Annotated in this window: 23 protein-coding genes, 1 pseudogene and 1 riboswitch; of the genes and pseudogenes, 8 read left to right on the top strand and 16 right to left on the bottom strand. The window is 48.7% G+C overall.

Features of this window, described 5'->3' with window-relative positions; all coding sequences use genetic code 11:
- Positions 1 to 52: 52 nt before the first annotated feature.
- The 6 genes from B2U90_RS01390 to B2U90_RS01365 all read right to left on the bottom strand — a co-directional run bounded on the left by B2U90_RS01390 (position 53) and on the right by B2U90_RS01365 (position 7,842).
- Entirely contained in the window at positions 53 to 1,213 is a 1,161-nt protein-coding gene (locus B2U90_RS01390; protein WP_236699685.1) for an MFS transporter, read from the bottom strand.
- Between the two features lie 233 nt (positions 1,214 to 1,446).
- Positions 1,447 to 2,220 carry a response regulator transcription factor gene (locus tag B2U90_RS01385; RefSeq protein ID WP_206084848.1) on the bottom strand — a complete coding sequence of 258 codons (774 nt, stop codon included), beginning with the start codon at positions 2,218 to 2,220 and terminating at the stop codon, positions 1,447 to 1,449.
- A complete protein-coding gene (locus B2U90_RS01380; protein ID WP_292016910.1) occupies positions 2,207 to 3,925 on the bottom strand; it encodes a sensor histidine kinase in 1,719 nt (572 codons plus the stop codon). The genes B2U90_RS01385 and B2U90_RS01380 overlap by 14 nt, the downstream gene beginning before the upstream one ends.
- Positions 3,926 to 3,948: 23 nt before the next feature.
- A complete protein-coding gene (locus B2U90_RS01375) occupies positions 3,949 to 5,613 on the bottom strand; it encodes an ABC transporter permease (protein ID WP_113855338.1) in 1,665 nt (554 codons plus the stop codon).
- Positions 5,600 to 6,709 carry an ABC transporter ATP-binding protein gene (locus tag B2U90_RS01370; protein WP_292016909.1) on the bottom strand — a complete coding sequence of 370 codons (1,110 nt, stop codon included), beginning with the start codon at positions 6,707 to 6,709 and terminating at the stop codon, positions 5,600 to 5,602. The genes B2U90_RS01375 and B2U90_RS01370 overlap by 14 nt, the downstream gene beginning before the upstream one ends.
- An 86-nt stretch (positions 6,710 to 6,795) precedes the next feature.
- On the bottom strand, positions 6,796 to 7,842 hold the full coding sequence (locus B2U90_RS01365) for an ABC transporter substrate-binding protein (RefSeq protein WP_059077043.1): 1,047 nt from the start codon (positions 7,840 to 7,842) through the stop codon (positions 6,796 to 6,798).
- A gap of 299 nt (positions 7,843 to 8,141) precedes the next feature.
- Positions 8,142 to 8,239: riboswitch (SAM riboswitch) on the top strand.
- Positions 8,240 to 8,328: 89 nt separating this feature from the next.
- Here B2U90_RS01365 and B2U90_RS01360 point away from each other — a divergent pair.
- The 3 genes from B2U90_RS01360 to B2U90_RS01350 all read left to right on the top strand — a co-directional run bounded on the left by B2U90_RS01360 (position 8,329) and on the right by B2U90_RS01350 (position 9,912).
- Positions 8,329 to 9,153 (top strand): MetQ/NlpA family ABC transporter substrate-binding protein, encoded by an 825-nt coding sequence (locus B2U90_RS01360; protein WP_292016908.1) that lies wholly within the window; start codon positions 8,329 to 8,331, stop codon positions 9,151 to 9,153.
- A gap of 134 nt (positions 9,154 to 9,287) precedes the next feature.
- On the top strand, positions 9,288 to 9,653 hold the full coding sequence (gene trxA / locus B2U90_RS01355) for a thioredoxin (RefSeq protein ID WP_083237093.1): 366 nt from the start codon (positions 9,288 to 9,290) through the stop codon (positions 9,651 to 9,653).
- A gap of 19 nt (positions 9,654 to 9,672) precedes the next feature.
- On the top strand, positions 9,673 to 9,912 hold the full coding sequence (locus tag B2U90_RS01350; protein WP_292016907.1) for a TIGR03905 family TSCPD domain-containing protein: 240 nt from the start codon (positions 9,673 to 9,675) through the stop codon (positions 9,910 to 9,912).
- 91 nt (positions 9,913 to 10,003) lie between these two features.
- Here B2U90_RS01350 and B2U90_RS01345 read toward each other — a convergent pair whose 3' ends face one another.
- Positions 10,004 to 10,777: a PhzF family phenazine biosynthesis protein gene (locus B2U90_RS01345; RefSeq protein ID WP_292016906.1), complete on the bottom strand. Its 774-nt coding sequence runs from the start codon at positions 10,775 to 10,777 to the stop codon at positions 10,004 to 10,006.
- 77 nt (positions 10,778 to 10,854) lie between these two features.
- Positions 10,855 to 11,490, bottom strand: coding sequence for a TetR/AcrR family transcriptional regulator (locus B2U90_RS01340; protein ID WP_292016905.1), 636 nt, complete (start codon positions 11,488 to 11,490; stop codon positions 10,855 to 10,857).
- A 247-nt stretch (positions 11,491 to 11,737) separates the two neighbouring features.
- Here B2U90_RS01340 and B2U90_RS01335 point away from each other — a divergent pair, with 247 nt between their 5' ends.
- Both B2U90_RS01335 and B2U90_RS01330 read left to right on the top strand, forming a co-directional pair.
- Positions 11,738 to 12,532: an MBL fold metallo-hydrolase gene (locus B2U90_RS01335; protein ID WP_292016904.1), complete on the top strand. Its 795-nt coding sequence runs from the start codon at positions 11,738 to 11,740 to the stop codon at positions 12,530 to 12,532.
- 84 nt (positions 12,533 to 12,616) lie between these two features.
- Complete coding sequence (locus B2U90_RS01330) at positions 12,617 to 12,982, top strand: helix-turn-helix domain-containing protein (protein WP_292016903.1); 366 nt, start codon at positions 12,617 to 12,619, stop codon at positions 12,980 to 12,982.
- A 61-nt stretch (positions 12,983 to 13,043) separates the two neighbouring features.
- Here B2U90_RS01330 and B2U90_RS01325 read toward each other — a convergent pair whose 3' ends face one another.
- From B2U90_RS01325 to B2U90_RS01315, 3 genes are all read right to left on the bottom strand, one after another.
- Positions 13,044 to 13,943, bottom strand: a complete 900-nt coding sequence (locus B2U90_RS01325) for a 5'-nucleotidase, lipoprotein e(P4) family (RefSeq protein WP_292016902.1) — start codon at positions 13,941 to 13,943, stop codon at positions 13,044 to 13,046.
- A 316-nt stretch (positions 13,944 to 14,259) separates the two neighbouring features.
- Complete coding sequence (locus B2U90_RS01320; protein ID WP_075581860.1) at positions 14,260 to 14,961, bottom strand: RraA family protein; 702 nt, start codon at positions 14,959 to 14,961, stop codon at positions 14,260 to 14,262.
- Between the two features lie 40 nt (positions 14,962 to 15,001).
- Positions 15,002 to 15,412 (bottom strand): PaaI family thioesterase, encoded by a 411-nt coding sequence (locus B2U90_RS01315; RefSeq protein WP_075581859.1) that lies wholly within the window; start codon positions 15,410 to 15,412, stop codon positions 15,002 to 15,004.
- A 137-nt stretch (positions 15,413 to 15,549) separates the two neighbouring features.
- On the opposite strand from B2U90_RS01315, the gene B2U90_RS01310 reads away from it, so the two are divergent.
- The 3 genes from B2U90_RS01310 to B2U90_RS01300 are packed head-to-tail and all read left to right on the top strand — an operon-like array spanning position 15,550 to position 17,420.
- Complete coding sequence (locus tag B2U90_RS01310; protein ID WP_292016900.1) at positions 15,550 to 16,482, top strand: PTS sugar transporter subunit IIA; 933 nt, start codon at positions 15,550 to 15,552, stop codon at positions 16,480 to 16,482.
- Between the two features lie 12 nt (positions 16,483 to 16,494).
- Positions 16,495 to 16,884, top strand: a complete 390-nt coding sequence (locus B2U90_RS01305; RefSeq protein WP_075581857.1) for a NusG domain II-containing protein — start codon at positions 16,495 to 16,497, stop codon at positions 16,882 to 16,884.
- Positions 16,885 to 16,895: 11 nt separating this feature from the next.
- Positions 16,896 to 17,420, top strand: a complete 525-nt coding sequence (locus tag B2U90_RS01300) for a Gx transporter family protein (protein ID WP_059077054.1) — start codon at positions 16,896 to 16,898, stop codon at positions 17,418 to 17,420.
- 101 nt (positions 17,421 to 17,521) lie between these two features.
- On the opposite strand, the gene B2U90_RS01295 is transcribed toward B2U90_RS01300, so the two are convergent.
- From B2U90_RS01295 to B2U90_RS01275, 5 genes and pseudogenes are all read right to left on the bottom strand, one after another.
- Entirely contained in the window at positions 17,522 to 18,124 is a 603-nt protein-coding gene (locus B2U90_RS01295; RefSeq protein WP_059077055.1) for a hypothetical protein, read from the bottom strand.
- 18 nt (positions 18,125 to 18,142) lie between these two features.
- Positions 18,143 to 19,120, bottom strand: a complete 978-nt coding sequence (locus B2U90_RS01290) for an AEC family transporter (protein WP_059077056.1) — start codon at positions 19,118 to 19,120, stop codon at positions 18,143 to 18,145.
- 32 nt (positions 19,121 to 19,152) lie between these two features.
- A complete protein-coding gene (locus B2U90_RS01285; RefSeq protein ID WP_292016899.1) occupies positions 19,153 to 19,818 on the bottom strand; it encodes a 3'-5' exonuclease in 666 nt (221 codons plus the stop codon).
- 185 nt (positions 19,819 to 20,003) lie between these two features.
- Complete coding sequence (locus tag B2U90_RS01280) at positions 20,004 to 22,379, bottom strand: phosphoketolase family protein (protein ID WP_113855331.1); 2,376 nt, start codon at positions 22,377 to 22,379, stop codon at positions 20,004 to 20,006.
- A gap of 266 nt (positions 22,380 to 22,645) precedes the next feature.
- A pseudogene (locus tag B2U90_RS01275) lies at positions 22,646 to 22,825 on the bottom strand (pyruvate-flavodoxin oxidoreductase); the annotation flags it as partial.

Below are 22,825 nucleotides of genomic sequence, written 5' to 3'. Positions count from 1 at the left end.
AGTTGAAAGTTTGATGTGGATGGACTTTAATTTAAAACCAATGTTTCAAACGTCAAACATTCTTTAAGAGCCGCAGAGCTATGACCGACATGACGACCAGAAGAACCGTGACCAAGCCGAAGGAAGCATACAGGCTGAAGGCACGGCCGATAAAGCCGAGAACAGCCGGAGCCAGCAGAATCCCCACATAGCCGATGGTACTGACCGCCGAAACAGCATCCGCCACAGGCATGACCTTCTGCGTACCCAGCAGTGAGTAAAAGACCGGTACCGTATTGGCACAACCCACGCCAATCAGAATAAATGCCAAAAAGAGCAGCGGTCCCGGTGGCAGGAATAAAATGCCAAGAAATCCGGTAAAGGCGATGGGCAGAGAAACGGTCAGAATATGCCGGCTGCCAAAATGCATGACCAGGGAATCACCGGGCAGGCGCATGAGAAAGGCCGCTGCCGTAAACAGCGTCAGACCCAGCCCGGAATGAGAAATATCCACTCCCTTTTCTGTCGTCAGGAATACACCACTCCAGTCATTGATAGACCCTTCGACAAGAAAGGAGATGGTACAGATGACGCCGATAAGCAGAATATACGGCTTAGGCCGCACAAAATGGGAAGACCCGCGATTTCCCTGCCGATTCTGCATCAGGTGGGGAGCAAAAAAGAACAGGCATCCGGCAATGACCATAGTCGCCGCCAGAGCCACCAGTTTCCAGTGCAGTCCCAACGAGAGAAGCAGGGCGAAAAAAGCGGCGCCGGAAAAATTGCCCAGAGACCACATAGCCTGCAGTCCCGACATGAGCCTCTTGTGGATTTTCCGCTCTATATAAATGCCATTGATATTGACCACCACATCCGAAAGCCCCAGGGATGCTCCCAGTATGACAGCAAATCCTATCGCCCCGGCATAGACCGGCGCATGGCACAGCCCATTGAGACAGACAATCATACCCAGACCGCCCACTGTCAGTGAACGGCGGCATCCCAGCCGGGCCGCGATGGCACCGGCAAAGAACATCATGACCAGTGCCCCCGCTCCCAGTGTAAGGAGCAGAATGCCCAGGTGGTCATCGGGTATTTCCAGATTATGTTTCAAAAAAGGAATCAGAGATGCCCAGGCCGTAAAACCGAAACCGCCGAGGAAATAGAAGGCTTTTGCAGAATATATTTCCCAACGTATCTTTTTCTTATGCTCCATAGCTTCTGTATACCCCATCGGTCATCACCTCCACAAACAAAAATGCCGGACAAGAACCGGCAGGACATCCATATCTTACTTCGACAGGTATCCGTACGCAGAGACCTGTCCTCCGATATTTCGTCTGCCGACATCTTATCCGGCTGTATACATTACGGTTATACATCCTCCGATGAGCAGTATGTATTGTAACATGAAAAGACACATTCTGACAAGAGTCTCTTACTCCTTATGTCCACTTAGACAGCACATCATATTCTACCCGATCGTTCAAAAAATTTTTTCGGTGACATGCCGACGTATTTTTTGAATACTTGTATAAAATATTTGTAATCAGAAAAACCGACCATATCCGCGATTTCATAGACCTTATAATCGGTTTCCTTCATCTTTTTGACCGCCTGCTGAATCCGATAGCGATTGAGAAAATCGTGAAAGGTATAATGCATTTCTTCCTTAAACTTTGTCTGCAGATACACACTGGATACGCCCAGGTCTTCACAGAGATTCTGCAGGAGGATTTTTTGTGGATACTGCGACTCTATAATCTGCAAGACTTTTTTCACATAGCGGTTTCCCGGTTCCGGCAGCCCGTCCGGCAGATTCATCTGTACCGGATGGAACAGTGCCTGTTGTTCCATCTGGCGAAGAGCACCCAGTTTTTCCTTTACCCGCATCAAAGCTTTCTGGAGAGCGGTAAAATCCACTGGCTTCAGCAGATACTCCGTGACATCCAGAGAAATCGCCCGCTGGGCATATTCAAATTCATCATAGCCAGAAATGACAATGGCGGCATACGGTATAGACCGGGTCTGTTCCAGCATATCCAGGCCGCTCATAAAAGGCATCCGCACATCGGTAATGACGATATCCGGTCTCATCTGACGAATTTTTTCTGCACCTTCTGCCCCATCTCCGGCCTCACCTATGATGACACAGCCTTCCGTTTCCCAGTCCATCAGATACATGAGTCCTTTACGGATAATCTCTTCATCTTCTACGAGCAGTACCTTATACATCGTCATAATGTGACACCTCTTCTTTTACCATCGGCAGGGACAGAAAAACGCGGAACCCCTGGGCATCTCCTTCAATGCGGATGCCTGCCGTCCTGCCATATCGGAGCCGCAATACGCGGTGCACGTTATACAGGCCGATATGGCTGGGTGCTACCACGTCCGATGTCAGCAGACGACGGAGAGATGCCATTTTTTCAGGGCTGATACCGGAACCATTGTCGATTACTGACAATACGAGCATATCTTCTTCTCTTTTTCCAGTAATGCTGATATGAATCGACCGTACATTTTCCAGTCCATGGACAATACTGTTTTCTACGACAGGCTGCAACAACAGCTTGGGAATCTGGCAATGATACAAATCCGGATCGATGACAACATCATAGGATAATCGTTCGCCGAAGCGCATCTTTTGAAGAGCCAGATAATCTTTTACGTACTGAAGATCCGTTTCCAGACTGACATCACCTTCACCGCGATGGATACTATAGCGCATCAGCCGGGCAAAGGAGACAGCCAGTTCCGATGCCTTTTTCGGATCAAACAGAATTTCATAGCGCAGCCCTTCCATGACATTGAAGGCGAAATGGGGATCCATCTGTCCCTCCAGATTCCGCACTTCCATGAGCCGTTTCCGTTCTGCCAGTTCTTTATTGCGTTCCATAAGACGATGGATTTCCCTCATCATACGGTTAAATTCCTGATAAATGACCTGAAATTCCTGCAGGCTCTGCTCTGGTTCCAACCGGTAATCGAGATTTCCATTTTTCCCTTCCCGCACAGCAACCAGCAGTCCATCCAATGGCTTCAATACTTTACGGGACAGTTTCCGCGCCACCAGAAATACAGCCAGACAGGCCGCTATGCCAATACATCCCAGGAAAAGAAGTACTGCCTGAAGCAGAGAATCCGTATGGGGAATAGCCGTGAACGCAATGACCTGAAGTTTATCTCCCCGGGCCGGCCGGCTGACATAATAACTGCGACCCTGAACAGTTTGTTTCCCTTCCATGGTCAGGGGCGTGCGCAATTTACCCATAGCATCTACAAACTGCGGGTTCGTTGAAAAAACGACGTGATCGAGGGTATCCATAATGACAATCTGCTCTGCCGGCCATGCGTCGGTCAGCTCCTGGAATCCTTCCTGCCGGAAAAAAAGGAAGATGTATCCTGCCGTTCCTGTTTCATCCCACACAGGCCTGAGAAGATAATACTGTTCCTGCTGACTATGTTGCAGCGGCAGTATCACCGGACCATAACGCAAATCCCTGACACCATCTGCCCCGGCCCGATGCAGCATGTCCTGTATATCCCGGTTCTCCATGACAAGCCCCAGATTATCCTGATACAGGCTGGTCATGACCGGTTTCCTTTTGCTGTCTAAAAGGAGGAAATCACCACGGACGACACCACTGTTCGTTATGTCATACAACTGTTGTGCCAGCTCCTGATCGGCCTTTCCGTCCTGCAAGGCGCGGATGAGGACAGGATTCCTGCCCAGTTCATCCAACATAGCCACACAGCGGTTCCACTCCCGGCTGATGGCCTGTTCTGCCTCTGCAGCATGGGCATCCGTTCCATCTACAACGCGTACCTGATAAAAACAGACCAGAAAGGATACGAATAAACATATCAGGAACAGTATGAGCAGTGCCGCCCCTTTAGTAAAAACCTGTTGTAAGTACAGATGAAAACTGCGTGGTCTGCTCATACCGCCCCTCCTTAAAAGTTAAATCAGATACTGATATCACGCCGTCCCGTCAGCTTGAAGAAAATCAGCAGGGACAAGATGGAGGTCAGCGCCAGAATTGTAGCATATGCTGATGCATTGCCGTAATTACCGCGGATGACTTCGGTATAAATAGACACAGTCAGCGTCTGATTGGCTGTCGTATATAAAATAATGGAAGAACTGAGCTCACTGATGATGGTCACCCAGCTCATAATGGCCCCTGCCAGGACGCCGGGCATCATCATGGGAAGGGTAATCCGGCGGAATGTCGTCATGTCGGAAGCCCCCAGCGAAATAGCCGCTTCTTCTACATTTTTGCTGATCTGTCCCAGAGCTGCCACGCTGGAACGCACGGTGTAAGGCATACGCCGGATGGCAAAGGAAATAATCATGATCAGAGCCGTACCGCTTAAAACGATAGGCGGACTGTTGAAGGCAAACAGGAAGGAAATCCCCAGTACAGACCCGGGAATAATGAAGGGGAACATGGTCACCGTATCGAGGATGCTGTTGAGGAGATTCTTTTTCCGTACACTCAGATAGGCAATGATAACTCCCATGACCAGTACGATTGCAATAGCGACAATACCCAGGAAATAGGTGTTCCAGATGACCGTGTTATCTTTGGCGAACAACGTCGCTTCATAACTCTGGAGCGCATACCCGCCAGTAAAGACCTGACCGCCATTACTGCGCAGAAACGATGTATACACGACGACGAGCTGGGGCAGAATAGCCAGCCCTGTTACTATATACACGATACCATGAGCCATGATATTGCGCAACCCCGATGCTTTTTCAGCTACGATAGGCTTCAGTGCTGTCATCGTATAGGTACTGCGGTTCGCCAGATAACGCTGGGCAAAGAACATGACCACCGTCAGTACAATCATGATGACGCAGATAGCCGCAGCAAATCCATCATCACCGCCGACTTCTCCCATAAAGGACGTATACACCAGTACGGGCATGGTCTTGAATCCTTCACCGATCAGCATAGGTGTACCAAAATCGGCAAAGACCCGCATGAAGACGAGCATCGAACTGGATAACAGCGTCGGCAGCAGAAGAGGTACCAGGATCCGCCGCATCCGCGTGAAACGGGAACAGCCCAGGCTTTCCGCCGCTTCATTCAGCGAATTATCGAAAGTCTTGAGCGATCCGGACAAAAATATATAAATCAAAGGAAAGGACTGCAAGGTAAAGACGAGGACGATACCAGAAAATCCATAGACACCATTAAACGATGTATGAAACAGCTGGTTAAAAAACTGGGTGATGACACCGTTGCGCCCCAACAGCTGAATCCAGGCATAGGCTCCGATGAACGGCGGCGACAAATAGGAAATGACAATCAGGATATTGAGAAGGGCACTCCCCTTTATCTTGATACTCCGCATGAGATAAGCCATGGGAAGCCCCAGAAGAGCTGCCAGGATAGTAGAGACGACCGTGACTTCCATACTGTGAACCATGGTTTCCCAATAAAAAGGCTTGGTAAAGAACCGGGTAAAATAGGCCATCGTCGCACTGCCCGAAGCAGGGTCCACTACGCTCTTATATAATACGAGTATCAGAGGATATAAAACAAAAATGGCAAAAAAAGCAAAGAGCCAGAGACTGATTACGGTCCAGAATGAAATATGAGATCGTTTAGTTTGTGCCATTATGACCACCTTCTATCATCGTTTCTGCACTGTCGCTATGGAATACGTTGATACGGCCGCTCTTAAGCTGCAGACTCACGGCCGTCCCATCGGGAAGATGACTGCCTTCACCCTGGTACTGGATGACTTCCAGATTATTTCCATCATCCGATTTCATAAAATAGTGAGTAGCAATTCCCAGGAATACGCTGCTTTCGACGACTGCAGAAATTCCCCTTTCACCGGCCGGCACAATAGAAAATTCTTCCGGCCGTACGGATACGATGACGGACTCTCCATCTTTTGCCGACTCATCGAGATTATCCATGGTCACGTTATATCCATCTTCGAAATGCAGGGTATGGGCATTCCCGTCTTTTTGCAGCTTTGCATCGAGAAAATTGGACAGGCCGATAAATCCGGCTACAAACGTATTGAAAGGCCGTTTGTAAATATTCTGCGGCGTCCCGATCTGCTGAATAACACCATTATTCATGACAGCGATGCGATCTGATACAGCCAATGCTTCTTCCTGGTCGTGGGTTACATACACCGTCGTAATGTGGATATGACGCTGGATTTTCTTTATCGCATTCCGCATTTCTACCCGAAGTTTGGCATCCAGATTGGACAATGGTTCATCCATTAGGAGTACTTCCGGCTGAATGACGATAGCCCGCGCCAGGGCAACCCGCTGCTGCTGGCCACCAGAAAGAGCCGCAGGCATACGGTCCTTTAAATGGTCAATTTTCACAACTTTCAGTATGTCGTCTACCCGTTTTTCTATATCGCCTTTCCCGGCCCCCCGCATCTGCAGTCCGAAAGCCACATTGTCCCGTACCGTCATATGGGGAAATATGGCATAGTTCTGAAACACCATGCCCATATTCCGTTTTTCTACAGGCACATCATTGATACGCTTCCCATTCAGCCGGATTTCCCCTTCTTCAATAGAGTTGAACCCGATAATCATACGCAGCAGCGTTGTCTTGCCACAGCCCGATGGTCCCAGCAGAGTAAAAAACTCCCCTGGCTTAACATGAAGAGACAATCCCTTTACTACCGTATTGTCCCCATAGCGCTTTACCACGTGATCAATATCAATGGATACGCTCATTTTCTCTTCCTCCCTATAAAAAATGCGGCAGGACCCGCTGCACTGATACTGAGTTTCCTGCCGCAAACTGATGCAAATACAATCATTTATCTGTTATTTTCGAGATGCTGGTTCCACATCGACACGATATCCTGTTTATGATCCGATACCCAACCTTCATCATAGTTGGGGAACAGATGAATCTGATCAATAGGCGTCATATACGAAGCCAGCTCGATATTTTTGCGAAGCGGCCGCACCGTCAGTTCCTTACCAGCCATTTCCTGAATCTTCTGTGAAATCATGTAATCGACAAATTTTTTAGCGTTTTCCGGATGTTTGCATCCTTTGATAATCTGCACCGATTCACCAGGGAAAATAGCTCCTTCTTTCGGGAATACGACTTTGACGGGAGCGCTGTTGCGGACATAGGTAGCTGCCGGGTCTTCCCAAGTGAGGCCTACCGTATATTCCCCATCGGCAACGCCTTTGTGGACAGCGCCGGAACTGTTCAGCATCTTGCCATCGAGATTCTGAATGAATTTATCCACATATTCCCATGCTTCCGGACTCATAGGATCACCATTTTTTCCTTTGGCATAGAGCATAGCCATGAGAGACTGGAATGCCGAACTGGAATTAGCCGGGTCGCCAAAGGCGATCTTACCCTTTAATGCCGGATTCAGTAGGTCATCAAAGGTCTCGATTTTCGTGTCACCAGCCAGATTCGTGTTGACGATAAGGACGGTAGGATCAGCAAAAGCTGGTGTGAAATATCCCGTCTTATTACGGAACGCTTCCATCATATTTTTATCTTCCGGCGACACATATTCCATGAATAAGTCTTTCTGGGATTCCAGCATCGTCTGATCTGCTGCCCAGAGGATATCGCCCTGTGGATTGCCCTTTTCTGACGAAACGCGTTTTAATAACGGTCCCGTACCGGCTACGACGACATTGACTTTGATTCCCGTATCTTTTTCAAAATTAGGAATGACCAGATTGTTCAGGCTTTCGCTACGGGCCGTATACACCGTAAGCACCTTATCATCACTGCCAGATGCACTCTTCTGACCACCTCCGCAGCCAGCCAATGAAACCAGTGTCGCCGCTGCAATCGCCAAGGTAATGATTCGTTTTGTGATTTGTTTCATCTTTCTGCTCCTTTCGCTTTACCAAATTCCGAAACACGTATTGCGCACTTTTATTGTACTGTATTCATATATATTGTCTATCCGGTAAAAGATAAAAAACATCTAATTTTCTTAATACATCCTATTTTTTCACATATAGTATATGTCATTTTTTATAAAAATTATCATATATTTCAATCAGAAATAATACAGCGCATTAAAAAACGGTATTTTTGCGGTCTGTATTTTTAGATATAGAAAAAACTAATACTTGACAAGAGAAAAAAACTATGCTAATATCTGCATCATCAACTGAATACGTTTCATCAAGAGCAGTCGAGGGAATGGCCCGATGACACTGCGGCAACCGCCATAAGGTATGGTGCCAACTCCATCGGATTATTCCGGCAGATGAATCATAGGATTAATAAAGCCGTCATCTGCATGACGGCTTTTTTGTTGATACGGACTTATTTTGTATACACACTCAGGAGAGGGGTACGAAACATGAAATCAGCTATTAAAAAAATCATTTCCGCCGGCCTCATCGCAGCTATCTGCGTATTTGCTGCCGGCTGCGGTTCCAGCAATGACAGCAAAGGCGACCAGGCAAAAAAAGAAATTAAAGTAGGGGTAACAGCTGGTCCTCATGCAGAAATCATGGATGAAGTAGCGAAAGAAGCTGCCAAACAGGGGATTACCATCAAAGTCGTAGAATTCAACGATTATGTACAGCCTGATAAAGCACTGGCCGAAAAAGACCTCGACATGAACTCCTACCAGCATCAGCCGTACCTTGACAATATCGTCAAAAAGCAGGGCCTGAAGCTCACGTCTGTTGGAAAGACGATTCTCATGCCTATGGCCGTTTATTCACACAAATATAAATCTCTCGATGAAGTTGCTCCGGGCAGCAAAGTCACTATTCCGAACGACCCGTCCAACGGCGCCCGTGCCCTGCTCCTCCTGCAGCAGGCCGGCCTGATCAAATTGAAGAACGGCGATTCCATCGAAGCTTCCGTTGCTGATATCACAGAAAACCCGAAAAATCTGAAATTCGTCGAACTCGATGCCGCCCAGACGCCGCGTTCTCTCGATGATACAGACATCGCCTGCGTTAATACCAACTACGCCATTCCGGCCGGTCTGAATCCGAAAAAAGATTCCATCCTCGTCGAATCCATTGAATCGCCCTACGCCTGCGTATTCGCTGTCCGCCAGGGTGATGAAAACAACGAAACATACAAAAAAGTCGTTCAGATTTATCAGTCCGAAGCGATCAAGAAATTTATCAACGATAAATATCAAGGAACCATCCTGCCTGCATTCTAATAGCCGGCAAAACGGCCTGTCACATCGGTGACAGGCCGTTTTTTTCTAAGCGTCTGCGTTATATTAAAGTTCGATGGTACAAACAATAAATCTTGTATATTATACATTAAAATTTTTCTCGTAAAATTTGACAAATGTGTGATATAATAGAAGTGTCTCGCAGACAATACGCATACCAAAGGAGTGAATCATATATGGAATACACATTTACCAATGATAATTTCAATCAGGAAGTCCTGCAGTCCGATAAACCGGTCCTCGTTGATTTCTGGGCCACCTGGTGCGGTCCCTGCCGTATGGTAGCCCCCGTCGTCGAAGAAATAGCTAACGAACATCCGGAATACAAAGTAGGCAAAGTCAATGTAGATGAACAGCCGGAACTGGCCCAGCAGTTCAATGTCATGAGCATCCCGACTCTCCTGGTCTTCAAGAATGGCCAGCTCTACAAGAGTTCTGTCGGTGCTCAGCCGAAAGCCAGTATTCTGGCACTCTTCGATTAATGACGAAAGGAGGATTCCCTTGCATACGTATAAACCGAGTGGCATCTGTGCCACACAGATTGATTTTGACGTCAGAGATGGAAAAGTCTATGATGTCGCCTTTACAAAGGGCTGTCCCGGCAATCATCTCGGCCTTTCCAGCCTTGCTGAAGGAATGCCCGTCACCGAAGTCATCCGCCGTCTGGAAGGCATCCGCTGCGGAGAACGCACTACGTCCTGTCCGGATCAGCTGGCCCAGGCATTAAAAGAATACGTCTGATCTGGTTATCCTGACCGCTTAAAAGGGGATTGTACCAGCATGAGTAACCTCTCATGCCGGTACAATCCCCCTTTTATATTTTCACAATGAATCAAATTTTAAGGTCAGCTTCCGAATACAAGACCGCATAACCAGCCATGGCGATGTGACCATCTTCTATATGGCAGTACAATTCGCCGCCACGGCGTGACGCCTGATAGGCAACTAAATCACTCTTACCTAGTTTTTCTGCCATGACCGGGATAATATGACAATGCCCGCTGCCGCATACCGGGTCTTCCGGCACGGATAATTTGGGAGCAAAGGAGCGGCTGACACAGTCATACTCCGTTCCTTTTGCCGTAACATTGCACAGCAGTCCATCAAGGTGTTTTAGTTTTTCCATATCGGGCTGGCATTCCCGGACCTGTGTTTCATTTTCCAGTACACAGAGAAGGTCCCGGGCCATGTATGCTTCTACCGGGCGGACTCCCAGCGCGTTTTCCATGGCATCGGTCACAGGCACCGGTTTCATATCATAAGCGGGAAAATCCATGGAGAACAGCTCACCTTTCCGGGTCACTGTAAGCACGCCGCTCAATGTATGGAAGACGAAGGTATGGCACTGTGGTTCGATAAAGTTTGCCAGGACAAAGGATGTTCCCAGCGTCGCATGGCCGCAGAGGTCGATTTCTCCGCCTGGCGTAAACCAGCGCAGGCGGTATCCGTCTTTTTCCTTTACCGTAAAGGCGGTCTCTGACAGATTATTTTCTATGGCGATGTTCTGCATCAGTTCATCGGAAGGCCAGGAATCCATGACGCATACAGCAGCCGGATTTCCTTTGAATACTTCTTTCGTAAACGCATCGACAACATAACATTTCATACCTCATTCCTCCTCATTCAATACGAACCTGTTTCTGATACGTTCATCATAACACAGGAGAAAACGCCCTGCCATAATCAGCCTGACCTGTCTTTTTGTTTCTGTAAACCTGCTTCACCGGCCGTAACGAACCGCAGAAGCAGCATCTGCAGGTGAAACCACGCATCATCTTTCTTCCAGTGATGATGGCGATTCACAGCATAGGCGCCATACATTTCAAAGGTAAATACGGCTTCTGCTTCTTCCCGGCTCAGGCCATACTGCTGCATGAAGCCGGGAATCTTCTTCTTTTCCAGTTCATATATGCGTTCCAGAATATACCCGGCCAAACTCTCATCTTCAAAGAGTGCCTTGTACGCCGGCGCATGGGCTGCCCGGTGACAGGCCGGCAGCAGCTCATACTGCTTGCGCAGCGCCTGTTCATTTCCTGTACGCGCAATCCGGGCCAGTTCATCCCGCCGTTTTTCATCTGTAAGTGGCGACTGCTGTTCTGCTATTTCCAGAGCATCGGCAATGACTTCATCCAGTACGGCGTATACATCCCGGTAGTGCAGGTAAAATGTAGCCCGCGTCACGTCTGCCCGGCGGCATAAGGCTGTCACCGTCACCTTTTCAAAAGAAAACTCCTGAAGCATAGTAAGGAATGTATCTTTAATGACCTGCCTGGTATACCGTGTCCGCCGGTCACTCTTATACGGCTTCTTCCCGCTCATCCCTGCCACCTCTTTTTTGCATCATCTGTACGAGTTGCTCTCATTATAGGAAACAAAACTTGATACCGTCAATAGAAAAAATCAGAAAATCATCGGCACATCCCGCTATAACTTGACAAAAACGCGAATCTGTCAGGAACTGTTCCATTCCGCACCAGTTGTCTATTGTGTTCTGACCGGTCCTGCGTATACTAAACCTATACACCGGTGCATCATTTCCTATCCCATGTTACAGGAGGTCATCGTTATGAATATTCAGCAAATCCGCAGCGCTACACTGCGCATCACTATCGGTAATACGACATTTCTCATCGACCCCTGGCTCGCCGATACGGGAACAGCCGGCTCTTTCCGGGACTGGGGCGGCAATCAGCCTCTGACAGCATCTCAGGCCGCTATTCCCATGCCCATGAAGCCCCTTCCCTGTCCTAAATCCACCATCTTATCCTATGTCGATGCCTGTATCATCACCCATATCCATCCGGACCACATTGATGTGGATATGACCTGTCATACGGTCGGAGCCCCGCTCCCCAAACACCTTCCCGTCTTTGTCCAGAACGAAGCCGATGCCGCAGTCCTGACACAATCAGGCTTTACGGATGTACGCCTTCTGTCTCCGGATCCGCTCAGTTTCTCATCCATTACACTGCGCCGTACTCCCGGCCGCCATGGCACCAATCAGCCCAGCGGCATTTCCAGCGGCGTCCTTTTTCAGGCTCCCGGAGAGAAAACGCTCTATCTGACCGGCGATACCATCTGGTACGATGGCACGGCCCAAGTTGTATCCACCTATCAGCCCGATATCATCATCGCAAATACGGGAGCGGCAACACTGCAGAACTGCGGGCGTCTCATCATGGACACGGGCGACCTGCTGGCCATGCACCACGCTCTCCCGACAGCACAGATTATCGCCACCCACCTGGACAGCGTCCCCCACAATCTCTTTACGCGTCGTATATTGCAGGAGCAGCTGGAACTGGCCGGACTCCCCCACACCATCTATATACCGGCAGACGGAGAAACTCTGACCTTTTAACGAGGTCTTTCGGTTCCACCTGTTTCATTTTACTTCCTTTTGTGATATACTAAACTCCGTATCTCATGATAAAGGAAGACCGATATGAAAAACGATGAAAAGAAAAAAAATTTCAGCTGCCATCTCCAGCAGCTGCTTGCCCAACAGAAGCTGACAAAAAAACAAGTCTGTCAGGACCTGGGGATAAAACCGACGACCCTGTCGGCCTGGCTCAAGGAAGAAAAATTTCCACGCAAGGACCGGCTGAAGGATGTCGCTGCCTATTTCCATACCAGCATGGAAAATCTGACCAGCACGGCTGGGCCGGACGTTTCCACGGTTATACAGCCAGTTCATACACCATATGAAACAAAGCTGGTCGATACCATCCGCCTTCTTTTGGAAGTATCCCCGGAAGAACTCTCCAGCATCGCCGATTACGCCGCTTTCATCCATCAGCGCAATCAATAAAGATACGTAAAAAAGATGGCCCCCTGTCATTACGGCATGAGGCCATCTTTTGCTGTATCCATTAATATGTTTTTGTCAGAAATTCCCGGTTGACTTCATCGCGTTGTTCCGGCGTCATAGTAAGATAATTCTTGGCAATGGCACTGACCCAGGCCCCGTATACGGGATTAGGGAAGACGATGTATTTCGTTCCAAAATCGGCCTTGTGCGCATCGACAATCTGATTGCGTTCTGTCAGACTCTTGCCATTCGTCCCGATGGGAAGGTCCCCGGCATTATCTCCCATATACACGACAACATCATAATCAGGCGTTATCGTATCAAAGCGCAGTTGTTTATTGCTGCTCTTTTCCATGAGCAGGATGTGTTTTTTATCTGCCTGGGGAAAATGCAGAGCCTTCAGATTGGCTTCTGTCGCTTCATAATTGACCGGCGCATAGCGGTTCGATACGTAGAATATGGCCAGCCCTTTCTTATCTACCTGCTGGAGAAAATCGACGGCTCCCGGCATTGCGCCCGATTTACCTTCATGAACGACATCGCGCCACCAGATACTCTTATACTGGCCATTCCCATCGGCCGCCGCCTTTGCCAGAGCCGGTGTATTATCCGTTACCGTTTCATCACAGTCCAGGACAATAGCCAGCGGTTTGCCCTTCCGTGCCGGATCACTCAGTGCTTTATCCACTTCCATCATAGCCGCATTGTATCCCTGATAGCAAAGTGCCCGGTATTCTGCGGCAGACCGCATCCACAAAAGTGCCATCGTTTCTTCCTGCGCCAGTTGCTTTTGTGTGCGCCATGTATCAATGGCAGATGTCCCCGCCGACACCGGTGCCGATTGCCGGACCGGGACAGTACGCACCGGTACCGCTGCCGGACTACCGGCAGCCATCGCCGTGCTGCCTGCCAATACACAAACCGTTACTAAAGTTGCTAATTTTTTCTTTCCTTTTAACATCAGACATGCCCCCTGATAATAGTTATGGGCAAAAGAAAAAGCTTTCCAGCCAGGGCCAGAAAGCATACTACAACGAAGTAAAACGGGCAGACTCCTGCCCTGTCACCGTCCCGGTCCACTTCGGATCCAGGCAGTTGTGAAAAATATAACAAATGACACTACGAAAAGTATAACTCACCTACGGTGATATTATCTTCTGCCCTGTGCGTATAGTATCACAGGATGTCCGGGAAGGCAAGACGGAAAGAGAATAAAATCAGTTTAAATACATACTGCCTGTCCCGGATAGCAGGGCAGGCAGTATGTATCTACATGGTTACTGTTCTATGGCACCGCCGATTTTGCGCAGATGGTCACGGAAGCTGTACGATGGGGTCACGCTGTGCTGGGCCAGGTATTCTTTAAAATGCAGCTGGTCCCTCAGGCTCTTTCCTTCTTTCAGAAGTTTTGCCTGCCGTTCTTCCGCCGCTTTGATGGCTTCCCCCGCTTCGATGATGTCCGTCAGATGATCTGACGGCAAAAAGATGACGCCGTCGCGGTCGCCTGCAACGATATCGCTTTTACCGACAATCCAGTCTCCTACGCGGGCCCAGGCCAGAGCATCGGCCGCAGGCCGGCGGTCCAGTCTGACGGGCCCGGTAGGGATATGCCCCTGGGAAAAGAACGGTAACCCCGTTTCATGAATCTGCCACGTATCCCGGTGCAGACCCCAGATGATAATTCCCGCCAGACCTGCAGCCTGTACTTCGCGGGCAACGAGGTCACCAACGCAGGCATGATCTGTACGACCGCCATTATCAATGACCAGTACATCGCCGGGCTGCGCTTCTTCCAACGCGGCAAAAAAGATATCTACACTGCCTGCATGGCGGACAGGACAGACCCGTCCGACACAATGCATATCCGGTTCCAGTGCCTGCAGGTTACTGGGCGCACAGCGCACAGGGATTCCCAGACGCATACAGGCATCGGCTAACAGAGGTGTACTCAATTGATACAATCGTTCGTTTTGTTCCATACAAACCGCTCCTTTCCGGATATATATCCTGTACCATACATTATTTGGCACTCATCATCTTGGCAGTCGCTTCGGCTGCTATGGACCCATCTTCTTTGGTAATCCTGCCCATCGTTTCATAGAGTCGTCCCCGGTGATGGACTACGTTACCCTCGATTTTAATTTTCTCCCCAATCCGCACAGGATGGCGAAAACGGACTTCTATGCGGGCTGTATAAGCCGGTATCCCCGTCTTCTGGTAGATAAAATCCCCCATCACTTCGTCGAGAAGTGTACTAATGAGTCCGCCATGCATGCGGTCATCATAACTTTCATGCTGTTTTTGCGGGACAAACCAGGCATAACAGCCATCTTCTGTCAAATGCATGTCCAGATGCAGTCCATGCGGATTCTTTTTACCGCATACGAAGCACCATGTATTCCGGTCTTCCATCGGTTCAGTCGGTTCCATCACAATCACACCCTCATCTATATTTAGATTACTTTATCCTTCGGTTTATGTTACAATATAATAGTACTTCTCATGACGTGCCCTGTCAAACAGCAATATGACAGAGACGGCATGGGACAGCAGGAGGTATAGCAGCAGTGGAACACGAATCACCTATTCCTTTCAATTCCCCTTTTACAGGAGAACTTCACCCAATCACGGACGCACCGGATGAAGCCTTTGCTCAAAAGATGACCGGTGACGGCTTTTTTGTATACCCTGAAGAAAATACGGTCTATGCGCCCTGTGACAGTGAGGTAACCTTTGTCTTTGATACCCGTCACGCCATAGGACTGACAGCGGCAGATGGAACAGAATATCTGCTCCACATCGGAATCGATACAGTCCGGCTGCAGGGAAAAGGATTTACGGTCTTTGCCGAATCAGGACAGCACGTCAAAAAAGGGGACCGGTTGCTAACTTTCGATAAAAAACTCATCTGTGAAAAGGCAACATCCGATGCCTGCATCTGTCTGTTTCCGGAACTGCCGGAACATTGGGAGGTTCGGCTCTGTGCCGGCCCCCGCATCGCAGCCGGTGAAGAAGCCGCCCGCATCATCCCACCGTCATCTCCATCTCCGCAGTCTCATATTTTCTACGCGCCTTGTACAGGTATGCTCCATCCTCTTTCGGAAGCACCGGATCCGTTCTATTCCCATAAATCTACAGGAGACGGTTTTTTTATCTATCCGTCTGAATCCATTCTGTATGCTCCCTGTGACGGATCCGTCTTTTTTATTTTTGAAGAAAAAAATGCCATCGGCATGCATACAACCGACGGATTGGAGTATATGCTGCAGGTCGGCATAGGGACGGATGTACTAAATGGAAAGGGATTTACCTTTTATGTCAAAGACGGTCAGACAGTCCGGAAAGGGGACCGGCTCCTTTCCTTTGATGATGCCTATATAAAAGCTAATGCCCAGTCCAATGCCTGTTTCTGCATCTTCACAGATCTGCCTCCAGAAAACGTCATTCATTTGAAACATCAAGGTTTTATCCAGACCGGTCAGGAAGCTGTCTGGTTTTAGGAGAGTGAATATATGATACGAAAATGGGATGTCGCCCTCATCGTCAGTCTGCTCATCTTATCCTGTATCCCTGCCGCCTTATTCTGGGCCAGCGGTCAGGCTGCTTCTGCCAATGGCACACACGCCATCATCTATGTAAACGGCAAGAAATACAAAACGATTCCTTTATCGGAACACCACGGGACAGATACACTGACTATCCGCACATCATCCGGATACAATACCATCCTGATCCGCGATGAAGAAATTGCCATCATCGATGCCGATTGCCCTGACCAGGTATGCGTCCACGAAGGATTTTTGAAAAATCCCGGCCAGACCAGCGTCTGTCTGCCCCATAAAGTCATGGTGGAAGTCCAGGCCAATGATGCATCGGATCCCGATATTATCCGCGCCCGTTAGAGAGGTATCTTATGAACAAAACGTTCCACCTTATTATATTGAGCCTGTTTGTTGCCCAGTCCCTGGTACTGTACATCGTAGAAGGCATGCTTCCCGTCCCGTTCATCGCCCCCGGCGCCAAGCTGGGACTGGCCAATCTAATTACGGTCATTGCCTTATACGCCCTTCCCAGGAAACGGGATGTCGCCCTGATTCTCCTGCTCCGCATCATTCTTTCCACCGCTTTTGGCGGCGGAATCAACGCTTTCTTCTACAGTGTATCCGGGGCCGCTCTCAGCCTGGGAAGTATGCTGGTTTTCCAGAAATGCGGCAAATTCAGCCTCATTGGTGTATCGGCCGCCGGTGGCATTTTTCACAACTTCGGCCAGGTCCTCGTGGCATGTTTCATCGTAGAAAACATGAAAATTATGCTGTACCTGCCCGTACTGGCAGTTGCCGGAACGGGAACAGGCATACTCATTGGCATCACCGCCATGGTGACATTGAAACATCTGCAAAAACTGCCTTTGTACAAGCGCATACAGCAAACATGCTGACGGCCCAAAAAGATCCTGCTCGCTGCAAACGACAAACGTAAAGGAGCGGCTTTCATACGAAACCATGGCTGTTTCATATGAAAGCCGCTCCTTCTGTACTATTATTTTGTTATCGTAACAGATTTCATGATGTCGTCAATAGCCGGGGCATTCTTAGAATCGGCATCACAGGCGACGAGGATGACCCAGGTAGCGTTGCCATGGGAAAATCCCAACAGCTGCGCCTTCATCCGTTTATCATCGGCGGTAAACGTATAGGTCTGTTTCACCGCATGTTCCCCGGAAACACTGGCAGCTTCCTGCATGGCAGATACATTTTCTGCATCAATGCTGCTTAAAATAGCCTGAGACGCCCGTTCAATATTTTCGCTGAGCGTATTTCCCAGAGCCTGGCCATTCGTCAGATGCAGGTCACTGTACATCTGTCCCGAGTCAATGCTGACCGTAAAAATTCCGATGTGCAGTCCCTGATTAATTTCCCCATAAAAACGCTGTCCCTTCAGGTATCGTTGTGTCAATGGATCCAATGTGACCGGCAGGGGCAGTTCGTGGGCATTGCCGGGCAGTGCTATTGTAATCTGGGAATCGATACCGTCAATGCGCTTTTCCGTCAGGTTGACGGCATGACCACATCCGGCCAGAAACATTGCCATGATACAGGCTGTGCACAAAAACAACCACGATTTCTTCAGTTTTAAAATCATAAGTCACCTCTCATTAAATCAGGTAAAGGTAAGATATCCCAGGTGGACCAGAAAATAAAAAACGGGATAAAACAGGAATATATAAAACGCCGTCGTCGTAATAAAAGCGGACATAGCCAGATTGACATTGAGGTTGTATAAGCGTACGGCAAAGAGAGAAAAGATAGCCGTCGGCATCGACATGAGAATCATGAGCGTCCCAATCAGAACGGGATCGGTGAAACAGAATGTGCCCAGGACATAGCAGATAGCCGGCGTCACCAACAGCTTGATGGGTACGAGGTCAAAGGTCTTCTTATAGTACCGGGAGAGAGCCGCAAACTCTATCATGAACCCAATCGGTACCAGCCCGGACCAGGCCCCGATATGAATCAGCCCCTGAAAGGCATAATCCAGTATTTGTGGTCTGGAAATCCCGAGAGCATAAAGGGCAATACCCAGGGCCATGCCGACGACGGGCATCTGATTCCAGTTGATAAAGAGTTTACGCCAGCTCATAGAAACGAGATTGAGATGGCCGCCCGCTTCAGCACTGTACTTATAATAAGCTCCCAGAGGAAAAGCAATAAAAAAGGTGACGAAATTCTGAAATACGGCTGTCAACTGGGCATAAGCAAAGCCCCGTTCACCATACAGGATATAGCCACACAAACCGCCCAGTGTTCCCAGATTCGTCAGGAGCGCCGCCAGGATATAACTGCCCTGATCGGCCATGGATGTGAATTTGCGCTGCCGGTGAAAGAGAAAAATGACCCCTACAGGTATAAATGCATTAAGCACCATGAAAACAGGCAGCAGCATGAGATGCGGCTTAATCGGAAGGACCCAGAATGTCAGCGTCGTCAGCAATGTTGTAATGATAGTGATGTTGATGCGGATAAGGATATTGCATTGTTTTTCATCCAGCCACTGTTTCTGTCTGCACGCATAACCGGCTGCCATAGGCAGGATCACATCGATAAATAAAAAAATGATACGGATACCAACTTCCCCCAAAAGCTCTTTCCTTCTTTCTCTTCTATTTTTCCTTATCGCCTGGCTTTTTTAAAGGCTTCTGCCATAGAAAACGTAAGCGGTTCGGCCGAGGCCGTTACCTCGATGATGGAATCCATGACTTTGCGAAATTCCTCTTTCTTTTTGGACAACATATATAATTTGGCTGTATTGCGGGCATCCCACAATGCGTCATGCATCTGACCGTCAAAGGGTTCCCCCGTCGTCTCGATTGCTTTGTCCAGAGAAATGACATTATCCAGTCCCAGCAGATTGCAGTATATCTGCTGAAAATTCTGCCAGTGCCCCAGCATCCATGCCACACGGTCCGCCTGGGTGTTGATTTTTTTCAGCCGCATTTCATTATGGAGCTGCCGCCAGTCGTTTTCACTCCAGGCGTACATTTCATAATCATTTTCCCCGGTTTCATTGCACCAATCCAGAAACCGCCGGAATGCCGGTACAAACGTGTCGGCCTGACGAAGCATGTCCATGGTGATTCCCGTCAGTTCCTGACAAGTCTCATCCATCTCTGTCGCATATTTAGGCAGGACATATTCTTTAAAGCTACTGATTTCCTGCGCCTGTTCGTCGAGTTTGACCGCACCTATTTCGATGATTTCTCCCGGGCAGATTTTTCGTATCTGCCGGCGCTCCTTGCTGATGGGATTCATTTCAAAATCCACGAATATTAATTTCATGATGGTCATCCTATCTCTCATTCACTCTTATTTTTAGGCTTATCATGTAATTATACCACAAGTCCGTTCCCTTTCACACGGTAATCCGTCAAGTAAAAACACTCTGTGAAGTAAGACAAGAACTCCTGCCATACAGTGCTGGCAGGAGTTCTTGTCTTGTGATGCTGAAAGAGGTTAGTGATGTATTAGTCTTCCCATTTCCACTGGGATACTTCCGGTAAATCAACGCCCTTGTCATGAATGTACTGTTTGTGTTCAACAAGCTTGTCATTCATTTTCTGGAATAGGTAAGCCCCCCGGTTCCCAAGATTCGGGAGTCGTTTCAGAGCGCTGCGTACGAGGTGGAAACGGTCAACATTATTTTGTACGCGCACGTCAAACGGTGTCGTTATAGTCCCTTCTTCACGATAACCGCAGACGTGCATGAGACGGTTATTATGACGATGATAGGTCAGTTCATGGACCAGTTTGGGATAACCATGGAAATTGAAAATGACCGGTTTGTCTTTGGTAAAGAGCATGTCGTATTCGACATCAGTCAGTCCATGGGGATGTTCTGTCTGAGGCAGGAGTTTGAACAGATCCACTACGTTAATGAATCGGATCTTCAATTCTGGCAGTTCTTTCCGCAAAATCGATACGGCAGCCAGAGCTTCCAGTGTCGGCGTTTCACCGGCGCAGGCAAATACGATATCCGGGTCCTGTCCCTGGTCATTGGAAGCCCAGTCCCAGATGCCAATACCCTGGGTGCAGTGTTTGACCGCTTCTTCCATAGAGAGCCACTGCGGACGGGGATGCTTGCTGGCAATGATGACATTGACAAAATTCTGGGTACGCAGGCACGTATCCATGGTTGCCAGGAGGCAGTTTGTATCGGGCGGAAGGAAAATGCGGACGACATCGGCATTTTTATTGGCCATATGATCCATGAAGCCCGGATCCTGATGGGTAAATCCATTATGGTCCTGTTGCCATACAGTCGAGCACATCATGAGGTTCAGGGAGGCAATGCTGTGTCTCCATGGGAGCTGATTGCAGACTTTCAGCCATTTTGCATGCTGGGCTGCCATCGAATCGACAATCCGCGAGAAGGCTTCATAGGTGTCAAAGAAGCCGTGACGGCCAGTCAGAAGATATCCTTCCAGCCAGCCTTCGCACATGTGTTCCGACAGCATGGAATCCATGACGCGTCCAGACGGCGATAAATGATCATCTTCTGCCGTTGCCTGTACATTCCAGTCTCTATTTTCTACATCAAAGACGGCCTGGAAGCGGTTGGAATTGTTTTCATCGGGAGAGAAAATCCGGAAATTCTTTGCATCGTCATTCAGTTTGAAAATGTCACGGATATACGGACCGAGGTTCTGCGTATCCTGGCTGTCTTTTTCCCCGTGATTACCAATGTCAAAGGCATAGTCACGGAAATCAGGCAGCCGCAGTTCTCGGTACAGGATACCACCATTAGCATGAGGATTCATACCGATGCGGCGGTCGCCTTCCGGTGCCAGTGCCCTCAATTCCGGGAGCAGTTTTCCCGTTTCATCAAATAATTCCTCTGCATGATAGCTATGCAGCCAATCGGAAAGGAGCTGCAGATGTTCCGGTTTATCCATGGCAATTGGCACCTGATGGGCCAGGAAATTTCCTTCAATGCGTTTGCCATCGACTACTTTCGGGCCGGTCCATCCTTTGGGTGTGCGCAGGATGACCATCGGCCATACGGGGCGTGTGGCATCGTTCTGCTGCCGTGCATGGGCCTGGATTTCTTTGATTCTGGCAATGACCGTATCCATCGTATCTGCCATCAGCCGGTGCATCGTCATGGGATCGTCGCCTTCGACGAAGTACGGTTCCCAGCCGCAACCGTGGAAGAAATCGACCAGTTCCTGGTGGGACATGCGTCCGAAGATAGTCGGGTTGGCAATTTTATATCCATTCAGATTGAGGATGGGCAGTACGACACCGTCTGTAATCGGATTGATGAATTTATTGCACTGCCAAGACGTTGCCAGCGGTCCCGTTTCGGCTTCGCCATCACCTACGACAGTAGCGGCAATCAGGTCGGGATTGTCAAAAATAGCCCCACAGGCGTGGGCAATAGAATAACCCAGTTCGCCGCCTTCATGGATGGAGCCCGGCGTTTCCGGAGCGCAGTGGCTGGGCACGCCACCGGGGAAGGAAAACTGTTTGAACAGCTTCTGCATCCCTGCTTCATCCTGAGAGATATTCGGATAAATTTCACTATACGATCCATCCAGATAATCATTGGCAATGAAGAAATTTCCGCCGTGACCCGGGCCGGATAATAAAATCAAATCCAGGTCATAGAGTTTAATCAGGCGGTTCATATGAACGAATACAAAATTCTGTGCCGGTACAGTTCCCCAGTGGCCGACGATTTTCTTTTTTATCATGTCCGGCGTAAGCGGCTTTTTCAGGAGTGGGTTATCCAATAAATACAGCTGGCAGGCTGACAGATAATTGGCAGCACGCCAAAACTTGTTCATTTTTTCCAGATAGGCATTACTTGCTGGTACTTCATTCGTTACCATTTCAGTCATGTTATCCTTCCTTTCTGAATCCTCAGGTACGTCATTTCTGATTACGGCTATATTGTAACATCCTATGTTCAACATTGCAAGCAATATCTCTTGTAATAATCATAAAAAAAAGATAATGCCCTTTGTAAAAAAAGAACGAAACTGTCGCATTACGTATTTACGCTTAATGCAACAGTCTCGTTCATGAGTTTGAAGGTATAACAATAGGAGCTGCCGCTCCGTTATGCATGCGACAGCTCCTATTGTCTTTCTTATAAATCTGACTATCAGACTTCTGCAGCCAGTCTCTTGTAGAATTTATACCGCTTCATAGCAGCAGCTTCGGCTTCCGTAAAGAGCTGATCGGCTACTTCCGGGAAAGTACGCGTCAGTGCAGCATACCGTGTTTCACCCATCAGGAATTCACGATATTTGCCGTTCGGTTCCTTGGAATCGAGGCTGAACGG

The organism is Megasphaera sp. UBA4233 (assembly GCF_002395615.1).
Classification (GTDB): domain Bacteria; phylum Bacillota; class Negativicutes; order Veillonellales; family Megasphaeraceae; genus Megasphaera; species Megasphaera hexanoica.
The sequence above is the reverse complement of the archived record's forward strand: the minus strand, read 5'-3'. Positions and strand labels throughout refer to the sequence as shown.

Excerpts from the sequence above, each read along its gene's own strand:
- B2U90_RS01300 (WP_059077054.1), top strand. The coding sequence starts at position 16,896 with ATGAACAAAACGTTCCACCTTATTATATTGAGCCTGTTTGTTGCCCAG.
- B2U90_RS01345 (WP_292016906.1), bottom strand. The coding sequence starts at position 10,777 with ATGAAATGTTATGTTGTCGATGCGTTTACGAAAGAAGTATTCAAAGGA.
- B2U90_RS01305 (WP_075581857.1), top strand. The coding sequence starts at position 16,495 with ATGATACGAAAATGGGATGTCGCCCTCATCGTCAGTCTGCTCATCTTA.
- B2U90_RS01335 (WP_292016904.1), top strand. The coding sequence starts at position 11,738 with ATGAATATTCAGCAAATCCGCAGCGCTACACTGCGCATCACTATCGGT.
- B2U90_RS01285 (WP_292016899.1), bottom strand. The coding sequence starts at position 19,818 with ATGAAATTAATATTCGTGGATTTTGAAATGAATCCCATCAGCAAGGAG.
- B2U90_RS01375 (WP_113855338.1), bottom strand. The coding sequence starts at position 5,613 with ATGGCACAAACTAAACGATCTCATATTTCATTCTGGACCGTAATCAGT.
- B2U90_RS01390 (WP_236699685.1), bottom strand. The coding sequence starts at position 1,213 with ATGGGGTATACAGAAGCTATGGAGCATAAGAAAAAGATACGTTGGGAA.
- B2U90_RS01340 (WP_292016905.1), bottom strand. The coding sequence starts at position 11,490 with ATGAGCGGGAAGAAGCCGTATAAGAGTGACCGGCGGACACGGTATACC.
- B2U90_RS01385 (WP_206084848.1), bottom strand. The coding sequence starts at position 2,220 with ATGACGATGTATAAGGTACTGCTCGTAGAAGATGAAGAGATTATCCGT.
- B2U90_RS01320 (WP_075581860.1), bottom strand. The coding sequence starts at position 14,961 with ATGGAACAAAACGAACGATTGTATCAATTGAGTACACCTCTGTTAGCC.
- B2U90_RS01330 (WP_292016903.1), top strand. The coding sequence starts at position 12,617 with ATGAAAAACGATGAAAAGAAAAAAAATTTCAGCTGCCATCTCCAGCAG.
- B2U90_RS01295 (WP_059077055.1), bottom strand. The coding sequence starts at position 18,124 with ATGATTTTAAAACTGAAGAAATCGTGGTTGTTTTTGTGCACAGCCTGT.
- B2U90_RS01315 (WP_075581859.1), bottom strand. The coding sequence starts at position 15,412 with ATGGAACCGACTGAACCGATGGAAGACCGGAATACATGGTGCTTCGTA.
- B2U90_RS01380 (WP_292016910.1), bottom strand. The coding sequence starts at position 3,925 with ATGAGCAGACCACGCAGTTTTCATCTGTACTTACAACAGGTTTTTACT.
- B2U90_RS01325 (WP_292016902.1), bottom strand. The coding sequence starts at position 13,943 with ATGTTAAAAGGAAAGAAAAAATTAGCAACTTTAGTAACGGTTTGTGTA.
- B2U90_RS01370 (WP_292016909.1), bottom strand. The coding sequence starts at position 6,709 with ATGAGCGTATCCATTGATATTGATCACGTGGTAAAGCGCTATGGGGAC.
- trxA (WP_083237093.1), top strand. The coding sequence starts at position 9,288 with ATGTGTGATATAATAGAAGTGTCTCGCAGACAATACGCATACCAAAGG.
- B2U90_RS01365 (WP_059077043.1), bottom strand. The coding sequence starts at position 7,842 with ATGAAACAAATCACAAAACGAATCATTACCTTGGCGATTGCAGCGGCG.
- B2U90_RS01360 (WP_292016908.1), top strand. The coding sequence starts at position 8,329 with ATGAAATCAGCTATTAAAAAAATCATTTCCGCCGGCCTCATCGCAGCT.
- B2U90_RS01280 (WP_113855331.1), bottom strand. The coding sequence starts at position 22,379 with ATGACTGAAATGGTAACGAATGAAGTACCAGCAAGTAATGCCTATCTG.